Source organism: Cellulomonas taurus (genome assembly GCF_012931845.1).
Taxonomy (GTDB): Bacteria; Actinomycetota; Actinomycetes; order Actinomycetales; family Cellulomonadaceae; genus Cellulomonas; species Cellulomonas taurus.
This window is the reverse complement of record NZ_CP051884.1, coordinates 1,278,056-1,292,874: the sequence shown is the minus strand read 5'-3', so window position 1 is coordinate 1,292,874 and position 14,819 is coordinate 1,278,056. Positions and strand designations below refer to the sequence as shown.

Here is a 14,819-nt window from a genome sequence, read left to right as displayed (position 1 = left end):
ACACCCTGACCCTCGTCCACCCCGACGACACAGGGAGCACCGATGCCGAAGTCGCGCGCCAGACTGCGCCTGCGCTACATGACCGACCCGAACCCCGAGGGCACCCCGGGCAGCACCCCGCCCGCCCCGACACCGCCCGCGACGTTCACCCAGCAGCAGCTCAACGACATCGCCGCGTCCGAGAAGGCCCAGGGCCGCAACGCCGCGCTGCGCGAGGTCTCGGAGAAGCTCGGGATGACCGTCGAGGACGCGGCGCAGGTCCTCGCGGCGGCGAAGGCCGCGGACGACGCGAACAAGTCCGACGCTCAGCGTGACCGGGAGGCCGCCGCCAAGGAGAAGGCCGAGGCCGAGGCTGAGAAGGCCGCTGCTGCCGCTGACCGGCACGCCGCCCGCGTCGAGCGTCTCCTCGGGACCGCCGGTGCCGCGAACGTCGCTGTGGCCGCCCGGGCGATCGACGTGGCCGTCGGTGCCGACGATGCCACCGTGACCGCGGCGATCGAGAAGCTCAAGACTGACGCGCCGGGCCTGTTCGGTGCCGCCCCGACCGCCCCGCACACCGACCCCTCGAAGCCCCCGGCCGCCCCGCCTGCGAAGGGCACCGCCGCCGAGCGCGCCGCCGCGATCGCCGCGTCGCGCGGCTACACCAAGCCCGCGGCCTGACAGCTGGTGGTCGGGGCGTCAACACGGACCGGGCCCGTTCACGACTACTCCGTGAAGGCCGCTTGGGGGTTGCTCTCGCCCGGACTCCTTGCCCCTGCAGCAGCGCGACCTGCGCCCCGACCACCCACCCACTCACCCCACCGGAGCGGCCATGCAGCCCACCATCGGACGGATCGTCCACTACCAGTCCTACGGCACCCCGGCCGGTGAGTACCTGCCCGAGCCGCGCGCCGCGATCGTCACCGCCGTGCACAACACCGAGCCGGTGCCCGAGCACGGCGTCCCCAGCATCGACGCGACAGTCCTCACGCCCACCGGGATGTTCTTCTCCCAGCACCTCCCGTACTCGGAGAAGCCGAAGCCGGGCCACTGGTCCTGGCCGCCGCGCGTGTGACACCCCCCGCCGCACACTCCACCCGACCGCCCCGAGCGGACCAGGACCACGACTGGCTGACCCGTGGACGCCGAGCCCCCAGGGCCGTGCGCACCCCACACCCGACCCACCCTGGGAGCAGCTGATGTCCATCAGCCCGAAGACCACCGAGATCACGGGCGTCGACGACCCGTCGTGGCTCGGTTCCGCCCACGGCCTCGACTCGACCGAGACCATCACCCTCGACCCGGCGCTGTTCGACGCGGAGACGCACTACCCCGACGGCTACCTGCCGTCCGGCCTGAACCTCGCGAAGGTCACCGCGACCAGCCTGTACGGCCCCTACGACAACGCCGCGACCGACGGCCGGGAGGTCTTCGCGGGCCACCTCGTCGCCCCGCGGCCCGTCGATGGGCAGCCCCGCATCGTCGCGGCCGCGCTCACCCACGGCAAGGTCCGTGCCGCCAACCTGCCCATCTCGCTCGACGCCGCCGGCAAGGCCGACGCCGCGGGCCGCATCCGGTACATCTGAGGAGCACCGACATGCCGAACATCCTCGAGCTGGTCGACCCCGTCGTGGCGACCCTCACCGCACGCCAGGTGCCGGAGCCGATCGAGAACCCGCTGACCTCGGTCCTGCCGAACGTCCGGGTCCAGGGCCGCAAGTCCAAGACCGTGCGCCGCACCCACCGCACCACGACCGCGAAGTTCCGGTCGTACGACGCGGAGGCGCCGATCGGGAAGCGCCCCGACTCGATCGTGCTGCAGGAGCTGGCTCTCCCGGCCCTGTCGGAGAAGCTGCCGATCAGCGAGGACCTCCTGCTGCAGCTCGCCGAGTCCGGTGGCGCGACCCCGGTGATCGACCGGATCGTCGAGTCGATCTACGACGACGTCGAGCGGCTGACCACCTCGGTCCTGAACCGTGCCGAGCTGGCACGCGGTCAGTTCCTGTCCACCGGCAAGGTCACGATCAACGAGAACGGGTTCGTCGACGAGGCGGACTTCGGGCTGGCCGCCACCCACAAGGTCACCCCGGCGGTCCTGTGGTCCAACCCGGCCGCGACCGCGATCGACGACGAGCTGGTCTGGCAGCGGCAGGTCCGCCGCGACGCTGGCCGCCCGGTGCAGCGCGCGGTGACCTCCGAGCGTGTCCGGAACTTCCTGCTCCGCAACGAGCAGTACCGGACCGCGTTCTGGCAGGGCGTCGCCAACCCCCCGACCCTGAACCCGGAGCAGCTCAACCAGGTGCGCGCCACCTACGGCCTGCCCCCGATCGAGGTGTACGAGGGCGAGGTCAACGTCGACGACGTGATCACCCGCGTCATCGACGACCACCTGTTCGTCTACGTGACGGACAACGTCGGCGAGTCCCAGTGGGGCATCACCGCTGAGGCCCGCCAGCTCGTCGCGTCGAACGCGGTGGACTTCGCGCAGGAGCAGGCCCCGGGCCTGATGGTCGTCCAGTGGTCCGACCCCGACCCGGTCGTGACCTGGACGAAGGTCGCCTCGATCTTCCTGCCGGTCGCCGGTGACATCAACGGCCTGCTGGTCGCGTCGGTCGTCGCCCCGAGCTGACCCCCTGAACGGGCCGTCAGCAGTCGCTTCCCCGGCTGCTGACGGCCCGTCCCACATCCCGCACGAGGAAGGCACCACGATGACGAAGATCCGCCCCGACTTCGCGGGCACCGTGTTCCTGAACGGCAAGCCCTACGCGGCCGGCGACAAGGTCCCCGATGGTGTGCACGTCGGCGCGCACCTGACCGCCGACGGCAAGGAGTACGGCGCACCTGCCGCCACCCCGATCACCACCGGCGACGGTACGGCGACCCCGCCCACCCCGGACCCCCTGACCCCGGAGGAGACCGAGCAGGCACAGGGCATCGGTCTGCCGTTCGAGGACCTCGACCCGACGTTCGTGCGCGGGGCCTTGGCCGGGCACGCCCAGGGCCGGGAGGACGGGGTCTCCGAGACCCTGACCCACGCCGCCGCGGGCACCAAGCTCGACCTGACCGCGAACGTCCCCGACGTGCTCGCGCACATCGAGGCGCACCCCGACGAGACCGCCGCAGTCCTCGCGCTCGAGGCCGCCGGTGAGGCCCGCGCCGGGATCCTCAAGAAGTACCTGGGCTGATGGCTGAGGAGGTCGGCCAGGAGGTCCTCGCGCGGGTCGACCTCCTCGTCCGCCAGGGCTCGGACTGCGCGTTCACCCTGCTGTTCTCCGAGGAGGACGAGCAGGGCACGATCGTGCAGGACTTCACCGGGTGGTCGGCGCGGTCACAGCTGCGCCGCAAGGTCGGCGGGGAGATCTGGCACGAGCTGGCTGTCGGCGCCGGGCTCACCCTCACGCACGACGCCGGGGTGCTGACCGTCGCGGGACTGATCCCCCACGCCGTGACCGAGGACCCCGCGTGGAACGCCCGGAACGTCGGTGCGTGGGACATCGAGCTGGTCCGCGCCGACGGGTGGGTCATCCCCCTGGCGGCCGGCGCGGTGCGCGTCGACCACGACGTGACCCGGGAGGCAGCGTGAGCACCCAGGTCGTGAAGATCGTCCAGCGCCCGACCCGTGTGGTCGGCATCCCCCGGGCTGTCGGGCCGCAGGGTGCACCAGGAGCACCGGGACGCGACGGTGAGCCTGGCGCGCAGGGCGAGCCCGGTCCGCAGGGCCCGGCGGGCACGGACGGTGCTGCGGGGCCCAAAGGCGACCCCGGCACGGTCGGTCCCGCGGGTCCTGAAGGGCCACGCGGCCCGGCAGGTGAGCGCGGTCCGGCAGGAGCTGACGGCGTCCCGGGCCCCACCGGAGAGCCCGGCCCACAGGGCGAGCGTGGTCCCGTCGGTCCCGTCGGTCCTGACGGCCCGCCAGGAGCGAAGGGCGACCCGGGCGACCGCGGACCCGCAGGTGCCGACGGCGAACCGGGACCCCAGGGCGAGACAGGTCCCGCAGGCCAGGACGGACGCGACGGCGCGGACGGGGTCTCCCCCAGCCTGTCCATCGGAACGGTCACGACCGGCGCACCCGGGACACCTGCCGACGCGTCGATCAGCGGGGACTTCCCCGACCTGCACCTCGACCTGACCATCCCGCGCGGCGCCGACGGTTCCGGCGGCGGGAGTGGTGGCTCCGACGTGGACACAGCGGCCCTCATCGCCGATGACACCTCGATGACCCGCGCTGCGCTCGACGCCCTCACCGCACGCCGCGCCACCACGATCACCGCGGCGTCCGGCCCGGGCACGGTCGCTCTCGCACCCGGGTTCGTGATCACCGATGTCAGCTTCACGGGCGCGGCACGGCTCCGCCTGTACCGCACGGCCGCCGGGCGCGACGCCGACGCTGGCAGGGCAGTCAGCACCCCGTACCCGGGCGGGCGCGGCCTGCTCTACGAGTACGTCGCGGTCGGCTCCGAAACCGACGCCGAGGGGCCGGTCAGCGGCGTCATCGACGGCACCGACGCCTTCTGGCACGTCGACGGCGGACCCGTCGACATCACGATCACCTGGTTCCCGATGGAGCGCCCATGACGCACACCTCGTTCACCGTCGCCCCGACCAACGCGACCGACAGCGCGTTCCGCGCATGGGGGTCCGGGCTATCCGCGGCGCTCGCACAGGTCGGGATGGTCAAGGTGCCCACGGCCGGCCAGATCGACTGGGCGACCGTCCTCGCGCCGACGAACATCCGCTTGACGCAGGGCTTCGAGATCTGGCGCTTCGACGACCAGCTGCAGGCCACGCACCCGCTGTTCGTCAAGATCGAGTACGGGTCGTCCGGTTGGGCTCCCGTCGCCCCGGGCCTCACGATCACTGTCGGCAAGGGTGTCACCGGGCCCACGATCACAGGCGTCCTGGTGCCGCGAACGGCGGTGTCCGACGGAACCACGTCCAGCACCGGGGCGGCCTCGGACACCCCGCAGGAGCACATCGTCTCGACGTGCTCCGGGCGGTCCTGCCTGGTCGTGGTGTTCAACGCCTCGAACCCGTCGGTCTACGGCAGCCCGGTGTTCGTGCTCGAACGTTCGCGGGACAACGCCGGCCGTGCCACCGGTGACGGGGTGTCGTTCACCTGCTCTATGGGAGCGGTGACCACCGCCATCCAGTCCGCGCCCCCGAACCCGTTCTACGCGACCGCGTACGCGTCAGAGGCTCAGGCGGTCGGGGCGATCCCCGCGGTCCTCCCGTACACACTGTCGGGTGCGACGCTGACCGCCTCGAGCTCTCTGGCCACCGGGGTGATCGCTCCGGTACTCCCCTGGGTCGCGTTCGCCCCCGGGCTGGCGCCGTGGCAGCCGCTCGCCGCGCTCACCTACGCCCCCGGCGACGCGGTCGGCGGATCGATCATCACCACGCGCCTGCTCGGGCGTGACCTGCCCTACCGGGTGATCCCCGTCGGGAACGGTCACAACGGGTGGGGCATCTCCCTACGAGAGAATCGCGGATCCGCGTCCAGCGGAGGCACCCTCGCCACGAACCGCGCTCCCGGTCTCATGGTGCTCTGGGAGGACTGATGGCCGTCGAACAGTGGAAGGTCTACGCGGACGTCACCAACCCCGACTCAGGCCAGGTCGGGTCCACCGTCGGCACGTCAATCGCCGCCGGCGTCTCCGGTGGGCTGTACTGGTTCCTGGACAAGGCGGGGATCACCGTCGCCGAGGTCAAGACCGTCGGAAGGCTCTACCCCTGACCATTGACCATTTCGGCTAGTCGACTGCCGACTCTGCGCTGGCGGCGGCCTCTACACGCCTCTTCTCACTGCGACGAACTCTCCAGTCAGAGACGTAAGCCATCCCGATCCCGATTGCCATGTACCCAACGGCGAGCCACCACAGCCACGCGGTTGGGTCGATCTCCGTTGCCGCACCCAGGAACGCGGCGATGAGGAAGATCACAGCCCCGGCCCCGGAGACGACCACTCCGAGGACTCCGATCGGGCTGCGCCACTTCACGCTCGCGAGCTTCGTAGCGTTCACCCGCAAGTAGGTGTCGATGTCGTCGACGAGCTCAGAGGGGGCGACTGCCCGCAGGTCGACAGCCTCCTTCATGGACTGGATGCGCTTGAGCGGTCGGTTCACCGCGAAAGCGGTGACGACGATCCCGATGAGGCTGACCAGTGGTGCCGCGAGGTTGATGAGGGTGTCCGTCTCCATTTCACCCTCATCGGACATCGGCGGGTGATTCTTCGGTGACACCGAGGGGCTCACACTCCTGCCGTAGAGAGGAGGCACCTGTGGCGATGACGGACCTGGATCTCGCACGGATCCGCGACGAGGTCGGCGAGCAGCCCGACGACAACACGATCGACGACTACTTCGACGCACTCGGGCACTGGCTGCCCGTCGCGATACGGGTCCTCAAGCGCCGCCGCGCGAACGCGGCGGCAGGCGGGCAGGAGACGAAGTCGTTCACGCTCGACGGTGTCCTCTCGGTCGGGCTCTCGACGGCGAACCTCGCGGGGCTCGACGCTCAGATCGCACGGCTCGAGGCGGCATGGGCCGCTGAGCAGGGCGGGACGACGGCGGCGGGCGTGACCACGGCGCGGATCCGGCGCCCGGACCGGTACCGGTGACCCAGCCCGACGAGATCGAAGCCCTCACCGTCGCGCTACGCGCGGACATGGACGCGGTGTGGCAGCAGATCCTCACCGAGCAGCAGGAACTGCAGCGCCTCTGGCCGGGCTTAACCCGGCCGATGCGGGTGCACCGGCTTGCCCTGCTGCAGGCGAAGATCCGGGAGCTCGCGGACGCCGCCGACGAGATCGCCGCCCGGCATGTGACCGGGATGCTCCGGGAGGCTTACGAGGCGGGGGCGTGGGGCGCCGCGACCGTCGCATCCACGACCGCGGTGTTCTCCGACATCGACCTCGACGCCATCACGCACCTGGCGACCGAGACGATGGACGACCTGCTGCGCGCCACCACCGGGATCCGCGACTCGACTCGCCAGTTGGTCCAGCGCCTGACACGCGATCACCTGCGCGCACAGCTCTACACCGGGCTCACCGCCGAGCAGGCCGGCGTCCGGTTGGCCGCCGACCTCGCCGACCACGGCGTCACCGCGATCACCTACACCGACGGCCGCCGGGTCGGACTGTCGACCTACACCGACATGGTGGCCCGAACGAAGTCCGCCGAGGCGTACCAGAACGGTGGGTTCAACCAGGGCGAGGAACTCGGGATCGGGTGGTGGGAGGTCATGGACGGCTCCGCGTGCGGCTGGACGTCCCACGACGACCCGCGCAAGGCCGACGGCTTGATCGTGCGCCTCGACGAGGCCCGGCAGCACCCGATTTCGCACCCGAACTGCCGGCGCGCGACGACGCCCCGCCCGGACATCTCCTCCGCCCGCGATGCGGAGGTAGCCGACCGGACCCCGACCGAGCAGCAGCGCGCAGACCAGCGGGCCGCTGAGGAAGCCCGGGCAGCTGCGATCGCCCGCGTGCCACGGCGCAGGTCGCTGGACCGGCAGGTCGCCCGACGTAGGGCCGTCACCCAGAACCTCGCGGATGGCACCGCAGCCTCTGTCGCGCAGCAGCGGCACCAGCGGTTGGCACCCCCGGCCTGACTCTGGCCGCATGGCCCTCACCCCGTTCAAGATCTCCGCTCACCCGGGCGGTGGCTCCGTCGTCATCGACGGGCAGGACGTCTCCGAGCGCGTCGCGAACTTCGTCGTCGAGGCCGGCGCGGCTGGGACGGTGCCGCAGGTGACCCTGGTCCAGTTCGGGCCGGTCGACATCGAGGGCGAGGGCGTCGTCACCGTCGTTCGCGACCCCGACGGCGGAGCAGTGGCCGACGCGGTCGTCGCGTTCCTCGAAGAGATCGATCCCGACGTGTTCGTCTCGGTCGTCGAGTCGAAGTTCACCTCGCTCGGGTCGAGCCCGATCGCGCTCGCGCTGCAGACGCTGATCGAGGTCGCGAAGGAGGCGACCGACTGATGGTCGACCTCTCCCCGATCTTCGCCACCGCTGAGTCTCTGGTCCGGCAGGCGGTCGCCAGCGCCAGCACCGAGGTCACGATCACCACGGGTGGGCGGCGGTTCACGGACCCGGACACCCTGCAGGAGGTCGCCGAGGGTGGCACGACGGTGGGCCCGGTCGCCGCGATCGTCGCGCCCGTGTCCTCCGGGCAGACCACCGAGGCACTGCCCGGCCTCGAGGTGCGCGCCAGGGACTGGAAGGTCGTGTGCACCCCGGACATGGACGACCCGGATCCCGCGGCGCTGATCGAGGTGACGGCGTCCCGTGACACCCAGCTGATCACCCGCACCGCAACAGTGCTCGGGGCCGTGCGGTCGTCGGCCGGCGCTGCGCTCATCGTCTACGCCCGACCGACCCGACCGGGGCGACCGTGATCGAGGTCCGTGTCGACGACGGCGGTCTCGCCTCCGCGTTCAAGCTCACCGGCCGGATGCTGCGCAACGACACCGCCCGGATGATCGCGCGCACCGGCGCCCGGGTGCGCACCCAGGTCCGCGCGGGCGCCTCCGGGCGACCCGGCCCCCGCGCCCCCACCGGGAACTACCGCCGGTCGATCTCCCACACCAACGGGCACGACGGTGCCATTCCCGTCTCGGTGATCTCGACCAACGCCCCGCAGGCCGCACGCCTCGAGTACGGGTTCTCCGGGATCGACGCGCTCGGCCGGTCCTACAACCAGCCCGCCTACCCGCACTGGCGGCCCGCCGCCGAGAAGGCCCAGGAGTTCCTCATGGCCGAAGCCGACAAGCTCGTCGCCGACGTGATCAGCCGACTGCAGGGCGGCAACCAGTGAGCGTCTTCTACCGGCCCGACCCGGTCATCGCCGGGGTGGAGCTCCTGCTCGCCGGGGCGCTGCCGGACAAGGTCGGCGGCCGGGACCTCGCGATCGAGGTCGACGCCGCACAGTGGACGATCCCGCAGGTCACGATCGAGCAGGTCGGCGGCCCGACGCCCACATCGATCCACTTCGGTGGCCACGACTGGGCGGTCTTGACGCTGCAGCTGTCGTCCATCGGCGCCGATCGCCGCCAGGCACGGCTGATCGGTGACCACGTCCGCGAAGCGATCACCGGGCAGGACCGCCACGGGCGCCCCCTGCACCCCCTCACCGTCCCCGGTGCCGCGGTCCTCGAGACCCGCAGCCAGAACGACGGGCACATCGCCCAGGACAACCCCGCCAAGTGGGTCGAGACCTTCGAGATCCGCTACCAGGGCGCGTGACACCCCCCTCCGCATGGTGGGCGGTGAAGGGACCGCGCCCACTCGCGGACTGCACCCCGACCGGGTGTCAGCACTTCACCACTGATCCGCGGGAGCACCCATGACGCTGCTGATGAAGCACTCGGGCCTGCCGGACACGGAGCCTGCGGTTACCACGCAGGACGCGTTCGACAAGGTCTGGTCGAAGAAGGGCTGGGAGATCGTCCCGCCCGAGGAGGTCGAGGTCGAGCGGTCCCGCCCGGGTGACGCCCCGGCCGAGACCGAGACCACCGACGCCAAGGCGAAGTCGTCCCGGCGCGCCACCAACGAGGAGGGCTGACATGTCCTTGTACATGCTCCGCGGCCGTGGTGCCGCCTGGTGGCTGCCGACCGTCGCCGACCCCGGCGGCGCTCCGACCGACGCCGAGATGGCAGCCGGGATCCCGCTGGCCGCCGCGTTCTCCCAGATCCAGGGCCTCGAGCCGCAGACGAACAAGATCAACGTCCCGCTGATGAAGTACAAGACCGAGGCGCAGATCGGTGGCCCGGAGACCTTCCAGGACGTCATCGTCACGATCGCCGAGGACGACGGCACCGGGACCGACGCGGACGCGGTCGAGCGGCAGGACGCCCTCGACACGATGCTCGCCGACACCACGGGCGTGCTGGTCCTGTCCCGGACGAAGCAGACCGGTGCCGTCGGCGACAAGGTCTTCACGATCGCGGCCGAGATCGCCTCCCAGGTCCCGAACTGGGACCTCGGGGCGAACGCCGCGACCACCGCGATCAACCTCACGCCCTCCACGCCGCTGCGGCCCGTGAAGGTCCTCGCCTGACCCCACCCCTCGTGCTGCTCGGCCCCGCATCCCCCTGCCAGGGCCGAGCAGCCGCATACCCAAGGAGCACCCGATGGACAAGAAGTTCCGCCCCGTCCGCGTCCCGATCGTCCTCGACCCCGACGTCGAGGAGGAGTACCTCAAGGCGCGGACGGAACTCGAACAGACCGCGGAGCAGTTGCTGAGCACCGCGAGCTCTCGCATCCGGCAGGCCCGCGAGCTCGCCGGCGACGACGAGGACGCCCGCACCGCTGCGGGTCAGGCCGTGGTCGACGAGGACACCGCGCAGATCGCCCGTCTCACCGAGGCCGTGGCCGCTGCGGACCTCGCGCTCAAGGACGTCACCCGACAGTTCATGTTCCGGCCGTTGGGCCGCAAGGCATGGAAGGCCCTGGTCGCGGCGAACCCCCCGACCGAGGAGTCGCACGCGGTGTGGGCCGCCGAGGGCAACGAGGGCACGGCCCCGTGGGACGAGGACGGCATGGCCCGCGACCTCATCGCCGCCGCGTGCGTGTCCCCGAAGATGACCCGCGACGAGGTCGAGCACCTGTTCGACGACGGGGACTACTCGCAGGGCGAGATCGGTCTGCTCTGGCTCGGCGCCCTGCAGGCGCAGCAGACCGCCGGGGCGATCTGACCGTGGGCACTCACCGGGTCGTGACCGGGGAGCGCACCCGGTCCGTCTCGGTGACCGGCGCCACCCGCGCACAGTGGAGGCACCTGCTCAACAGCTACGACCAGGACGACGACGATTTCGCGGTCGCGCTGATCGCGGTGTGCTGCGGACTCGACGACGACGACGCCCAGGACGCGTGGGATGACACCCCTCCGGCCCTGTCGGACGCGCTGTTGCGGGACTGCCTCGACCAGTCGAAGCCCCGCGACCTGGACTGGGCAATCGACCGTCTCGCAGCCGACTGGCGGCTCGCCGAGGAGCTGCGGACCTGCCAGGTCCACGGGGTCTCCCACGACGAGTTCCTGACCTGGTCCGAGGACGCACAGGACCTCGCGGTCGCGTCCGTCATCAAGTCCCGCGACCACTGCCCCGGATGCGGCGTGCCCTCCGGAGCGATGGAGGACCCGACGGCCGCGCGCGTCGAGGCCGTCCCGTGCGTCCACTGCCAGGCCCTCGCCGCACGCAGGGAGGCACTGCCCCCTGAGGTGCGGGACCACATCCACCTGATGGTCGTCCCGAGGAGGACCGCATGAGCCTGACCCCGGGCACCAGGACAGTCGGGATCGCCCTGCGCGGCGACGACACCTCTCTGCGCCAGGCGCTGCAGAACAGCGCGACTGCGATCCAGCAGTGGACGGGCCGCGCGAACCAGTCCCTGGCCGCTGCCGGTCGGATGGCGCAGGACTCGTCCCAGAGGATCAGCTCCGCAGCTCAGCAGGCCGCGACGGCGTCGCAGCAGTCGTCGGAGAAGATCACTCGCGCGTCGCAGCAGGCGTCAGCGGGGATGCGTTCGACCGGGCGCGAAGCCCAGACGATGAGCTCGCAGGTCTCCGCGGCGTTCGGGTCGCTGTCCGGGTCTCTGACGAAGGTCGCCGGGGTCGCCGGGCTCGGGTACATCGCGAAGCAGATCGCGTCGGTCGGTATCGGGTTCAACGACTTCACGCAGAAGGCAGAGATCTCCCTCGAGGTCCTCCTCGGGTCGGCGGACAAGGCGCGCGAGTTCCTATCCGACATGCTCGCCTTCGCCAGGCAGACCCCGTATGCACTACCCGACCTGCAAGACTCCGCGCAACGGCTCCTCTCGTTCGGCATCGCCGCCGACGACATCATCCCGGTGATGCGCGGCCTGGGTGACGCAGCGACCGCTGCAGGCAAGGGCACAGCCGGGGTGCAGCAGCTCGCACTCGTCATCGGACAGATCCAGTCGAAGGGTCGTCTGCAGGGCGACGAGATCCTGCAGCTCGCCGAGAACAACGTGAACGCGCTCAAGATCCTCGCGAACCAGGCGAACATGACGACCGCGGACTTCCAGAAGGAGGTCACGGCCGGCAACGTGTCCGCCGAGCAGGCCATCACCGGGCTGATCGACGGGATCGAGAACGGCACCAACGGCATCAATGGCGCCACGGCCTCGATGGGCGGCCTGATGGAGCGGATCAAGGGCTCTGGCGGGTGGAGCGCCACCCTCGACTCCGCGAAGTCCGCGTTCCGCAACGCGGCCGGCGCCGTGACCGAGAACCTCCTGCCGTCCCTGATCTCCCTGCTGCGCACCGGGACCGCAGCGCTGGGGTTCGTCGAAGACGTGGCCGAGGGTTTCGGTGAGCTGCCCGAGCCTCTGCGCAACGCCGCCCTCGCGGCCACGGCGTTTCTCATCGCCAACCGGTTGATGGGCAATCAGCTGCGTGAGGTCACGTTCGGGCAGCTCGTCCCGTTCCGGCAGGCGATCAGGCAGTCTCGGGAGGATCTGGTGCGGCTCTCTGCCGCGGCAGGCGATCGCGGACTGTTCGGGACCATCGGCACAGAGCTCGCGTCGGCGACCGCTACCGGCCTGCGTACCTTCCGCGCCGCGGCCGGGGCCACGGTCGGCGCAGTGGGCCAACTCCGGGGTGCGATGGCGACGGCAGCGTCCGGGGGGCTCGTGCCGTTCCGGTCCGCGCTGGCCGCATCGCGCGCGGACCTCGAGCGCGTCGGTGGGCTCGTCACGAACAAGCAGGTCGCCTTCGACGCACTGCGGGGTTCCCTCACGACGGCAGGGGTATCGGCCCGACAGTTCGGGACCAGCCTGGTCGCGGCCACGACCGCCAGCACCCGTGCACTGACGCCCTTCCGCGCATCGTGGGTCGCGGCACGGGCCCAGCTCGACGCGGCGGGAGGATCAGCCACCCGCACGCAGACGGCGCTACTGGCGGCGCGCACCTCGGTGTCCGGGATGGGCACCTCCTTGCGGCGTCTGGACGTCACCGCGCTGAACGGAGTGCGGTCCGCTGGTGTGGCCGTGAAGGCATCGCTGGCTTCTGCGGCGAGCACCGCGAAGTCGCTGGGGTCCTCGGTACTCGGCGCTTTCGGTGGGCCAGTCGGCATCGCGATCACCGGCGTGGTCGCAGCCGTGGCCGCGTTCGCGTCTGCGCAGTCGGAGGCCAACGCGCGGGCCAAGGAGCTGAAGGAGACGCTCGACCAGCAGACCGGGTCGATGACGGAAAGCACGGCCGCGTTCGTTGCTCGGCAACTCACTGAGGCCGACGGCAACAAGCGTTCGACCGCCGAGATCTACGCGAACATGGGCGGCGACGTGAACGACCTCACGCGCGCCATCCTCGGCGAGGCGGACGCACAACAGCGCGTGAACGACATCTTGGACGATCGCTCCGAGAAGTGGTTCGGTCTCGAGAACAACGACGGCGTCGACATCGTCAGGAAGGACGTCGAGGGCCTCGCTGGCGCACTGGAGAAGGGCCAGACACAGATTCAGCTCTACGGCGACGCCGTCGCCGGAGTTGGCGACCAGTCGACCGAGACCGCGAGCAGCCAGCTCGTGCTCGAGCAGGCGTACACGCGGCTCTCTGGTGCCATCGCCGAGGCGACCGAGGAGCAGCAGAAGGCCCTCGACTCCGCCGCAGACGCAGCCCGATCTGCGTACGACTCAGCGACCACGATCGGCAAAGCCGACCTCAACACGTCCACCGACGACGAGCTAGCTGCGGCGCAGGACAAGGTCACCCAGTCCGCGCGCCGGGTGCGCGACGCCGAGGCGTCCCTCGCCGAAACCCGTGGGCGCAAGAAGGCGTCGACCAACGACATCGTCCGAGCGGAGGAAGCAGTCACGGACGCCCGCAAGGAGGCCAGCGACGCGGCCGCCGCTCTGACGGACGTGGAGTCACGCCGCGACCCGGTGGCGAACTACCGCAAGCAGATGGAGGAGATGCTCTCGACGGCGCAGACCTTCGCCGCGAACATCCAGTCCCTCGCGGACCAGGGCCTGAACGCACAGACGCTCCAGGAGCTCATCAATCTCGGTCCCGAAGGCTCCAAGGAGAGCATCGACGCACTGCTCGCCGACCAGTCTCTGATCGGGCTGACGAACGACACGCAGAGCCAGCTGAACGACATCGGCGGTCAGATCGAACAGCAGTCGCGCGTCGCGCAGGCGGCGATCGAGAACGGCGGCGCGAGCATCGGCACCAAGCTCGGTCTCGGCATGCGCATCGCCGCAGAGGAAGGGACCGCTGACACGGTCCAGGCCATTGCCGACAAGCTCGGTGAGAATCCGCAGGCCATCTACGACGCCGGCCGACTCCTGGGGCTGTCGTTCCTCGACGGCCTGAACGACGCTGCGAACTTCCAGCAGCCGCGGACCATCCGTCCCGACGGCTCGATCTGGACCGGCTCCGGCAACAACATCGGCATGGCTGAAGGAGGGATCTACCCCGGCTACACCCCGGGACGAGACATCGGGTTCATCGGGATCTCCGGCGGCGAGGCCGTGATGCGCCCGGAGTGGACGCGCGCGGTCGGCCCCGGGTGGGTGCACCAGATGAACGCCCTCGCCCGCTCCGGTGGCGTCTCGGCGGTGCGGGAGGCGATGGCGGCGTACCGGGGCGGCTACCGCAACGGCGGCGTCGTCGGCGCCTCGTCGACCCCGGCGGCGCCGAACGTCATCACGGTGCCGGTCGCTGTCACGCACGAGCGCCACGACCCGCAGACCTTCACCGGGAACATCGTGCTCCGCTCGATGGACGACCTTCGCCCGTGGGCCAACCGTCAGAAGGCCCGCCGAGCGATGGCTGGCCGACGCTGACACCTCCCCGGTGATGATTCGACCCGACAA

Annotated in this window: 21 protein-coding genes; 20 read left to right on the top strand and 1 reads right to left on the bottom strand. The window is 70.9% G+C overall.

Going from position 1 to position 14,819, the window contains the following annotated elements:
* Nucleotides 1–42 precede the first annotated feature (42 nt).
* The 9 genes from HGK68_RS05855 (at nt 43) to HGK68_RS05820 (ending at nt 5,713) form a co-directional block, all read left to right on the top strand.
* The gene (locus HGK68_RS05855) at nt 43–660 is read left to right on the top strand and encodes a hypothetical protein (protein WP_169165111.1); all 618 of its coding nucleotides are present in this window, start codon (nt 43–45) and stop codon (nt 658–660) included.
* A 151-nt stretch (nt 661–811) separates the two neighbouring features.
* Complete coding sequence (locus tag HGK68_RS05850; RefSeq protein WP_169165110.1) at nt 812–1,054, top strand: hypothetical protein; 243 nt, start codon at nt 812–814, stop codon at nt 1,052–1,054.
* 124 nt (nt 1,055–1,178) lie between these two features.
* Nucleotides 1,179–1,565 (top strand): head decoration protein, encoded by a 387-nt coding sequence (locus HGK68_RS05845; protein ID WP_169165109.1) that lies wholly within the window; start codon nt 1,179–1,181, stop codon nt 1,563–1,565.
* A gap of 11 nt (nt 1,566–1,576) precedes the next feature.
* Entirely contained in the window at nt 1,577–2,608 is a 1,032-nt protein-coding gene (locus tag HGK68_RS05840) for a major capsid protein (RefSeq protein ID WP_169165108.1), read from the top strand.
* A gap of 79 nt (nt 2,609–2,687) precedes the next feature.
* On the top strand, nt 2,688–3,164 hold the full coding sequence (locus HGK68_RS05835) for a hypothetical protein (RefSeq protein ID WP_169165107.1): 477 nt from the start codon (nt 2,688–2,690) through the stop codon (nt 3,162–3,164).
* Nucleotides 3,164–3,562: a hypothetical protein gene (locus HGK68_RS15935; protein ID WP_206155811.1), complete on the top strand. Its 399-nt coding sequence runs from the start codon at nt 3,164–3,166 to the stop codon at nt 3,560–3,562. The genes HGK68_RS05835 and HGK68_RS15935 overlap by 1 nt, the downstream gene beginning before the upstream one ends.
* Before the next feature lie 596 nt (nt 3,563–4,158).
* The gene (locus HGK68_RS15995; protein ID WP_216859262.1) at nt 4,159–4,554 is read left to right on the top strand and encodes a hypothetical protein; all 396 of its coding nucleotides are present in this window, start codon (nt 4,159–4,161) and stop codon (nt 4,552–4,554) included.
* Nucleotides 4,551–5,537: a hypothetical protein gene (locus HGK68_RS05825; RefSeq protein WP_169165106.1), complete on the top strand. Its 987-nt coding sequence runs from the start codon at nt 4,551–4,553 to the stop codon at nt 5,535–5,537. The genes HGK68_RS15995 and HGK68_RS05825 overlap by 4 nt, the downstream gene beginning before the upstream one ends.
* Entirely contained in the window at nt 5,537–5,713 is a 177-nt protein-coding gene (locus tag HGK68_RS05820) for a hypothetical protein (RefSeq protein WP_169165105.1), read from the top strand. Before HGK68_RS05825 ends, HGK68_RS05820 begins: the two co-directional genes overlap by 1 nt.
* A gap of 16 nt (nt 5,714–5,729) precedes the next feature.
* Here HGK68_RS05820 and HGK68_RS05815 read toward each other — a convergent pair whose 3' ends face one another.
* On the bottom strand, nt 5,730–6,176 hold the full coding sequence (locus tag HGK68_RS05815) for a hypothetical protein (RefSeq protein WP_169165104.1): 447 nt from the start codon (nt 6,174–6,176) through the stop codon (nt 5,730–5,732).
* Nucleotides 6,177–6,256: 80 nt separating this feature from the next.
* On the opposite strand from HGK68_RS05815, the gene HGK68_RS05810 reads away from it, so the two are divergent.
* From HGK68_RS05810 to HGK68_RS05760, 11 genes are all read left to right on the top strand, one after another.
* Nucleotides 6,257–6,595, top strand: a complete 339-nt coding sequence (locus HGK68_RS05810; protein ID WP_169165103.1) for a hypothetical protein — start codon at nt 6,257–6,259, stop codon at nt 6,593–6,595.
* Nucleotides 6,592–7,590, top strand: coding sequence for a phage minor capsid protein (locus HGK68_RS05805; RefSeq protein WP_169165102.1), 999 nt, complete (start codon nt 6,592–6,594; stop codon nt 7,588–7,590). Before HGK68_RS05810 ends, HGK68_RS05805 begins: the two co-directional genes overlap by 4 nt.
* A 10-nt stretch (nt 7,591–7,600) precedes the next feature.
* Nucleotides 7,601–7,960, top strand: coding sequence for a hypothetical protein (locus HGK68_RS05800; protein WP_169165101.1), 360 nt, complete (start codon nt 7,601–7,603; stop codon nt 7,958–7,960).
* Nucleotides 7,960–8,376 carry a hypothetical protein gene (locus HGK68_RS05795; protein WP_169165100.1) on the top strand — a complete coding sequence of 139 codons (417 nt, stop codon included), beginning with the start codon at nt 7,960–7,962 and terminating at the stop codon, nt 8,374–8,376. Before HGK68_RS05800 ends, HGK68_RS05795 begins: the two co-directional genes overlap by 1 nt.
* Entirely contained in the window at nt 8,373–8,795 is a 423-nt protein-coding gene (locus tag HGK68_RS05790) for a hypothetical protein (RefSeq protein WP_169165099.1), read from the top strand. Before HGK68_RS05795 ends, HGK68_RS05790 begins: the two co-directional genes overlap by 4 nt.
* On the top strand, nt 8,792–9,223 hold the full coding sequence (locus HGK68_RS05785) for a hypothetical protein (RefSeq protein ID WP_169165098.1): 432 nt from the start codon (nt 8,792–8,794) through the stop codon (nt 9,221–9,223). Before HGK68_RS05790 ends, HGK68_RS05785 begins: the two co-directional genes overlap by 4 nt.
* Nucleotides 9,224–9,323: 100 nt before the next feature.
* Nucleotides 9,324–9,542 carry a hypothetical protein gene (locus HGK68_RS05780; protein WP_169165097.1) on the top strand — a complete coding sequence of 73 codons (219 nt, stop codon included), beginning with the start codon at nt 9,324–9,326 and terminating at the stop codon, nt 9,540–9,542.
* A gap of 1 nt (nt 9,543) precedes the next feature.
* Nucleotides 9,544–10,038 (top strand): phage tail tube protein, encoded by a 495-nt coding sequence (locus HGK68_RS05775; protein ID WP_169165096.1) that lies wholly within the window; start codon nt 9,544–9,546, stop codon nt 10,036–10,038.
* A 73-nt stretch (nt 10,039–10,111) separates the two neighbouring features.
* Entirely contained in the window at nt 10,112–10,675 is a 564-nt protein-coding gene (locus HGK68_RS05770) for a hypothetical protein (protein WP_169165095.1), read from the top strand.
* Nucleotides 10,676–10,725: 50 nt separating this feature from the next.
* On the top strand, nt 10,726–11,247 hold the full coding sequence (locus HGK68_RS05765; protein ID WP_169165094.1) for a hypothetical protein: 522 nt from the start codon (nt 10,726–10,728) through the stop codon (nt 11,245–11,247).
* On the top strand, nt 11,244–14,789 hold the full coding sequence (locus tag HGK68_RS05760; protein WP_169165093.1) for a tape measure protein: 3,546 nt from the start codon (nt 11,244–11,246) through the stop codon (nt 14,787–14,789). The genes HGK68_RS05765 and HGK68_RS05760 overlap by 4 nt, the downstream gene beginning before the upstream one ends.
* Nucleotides 14,790–14,819 lie beyond the last annotated feature (30 nt).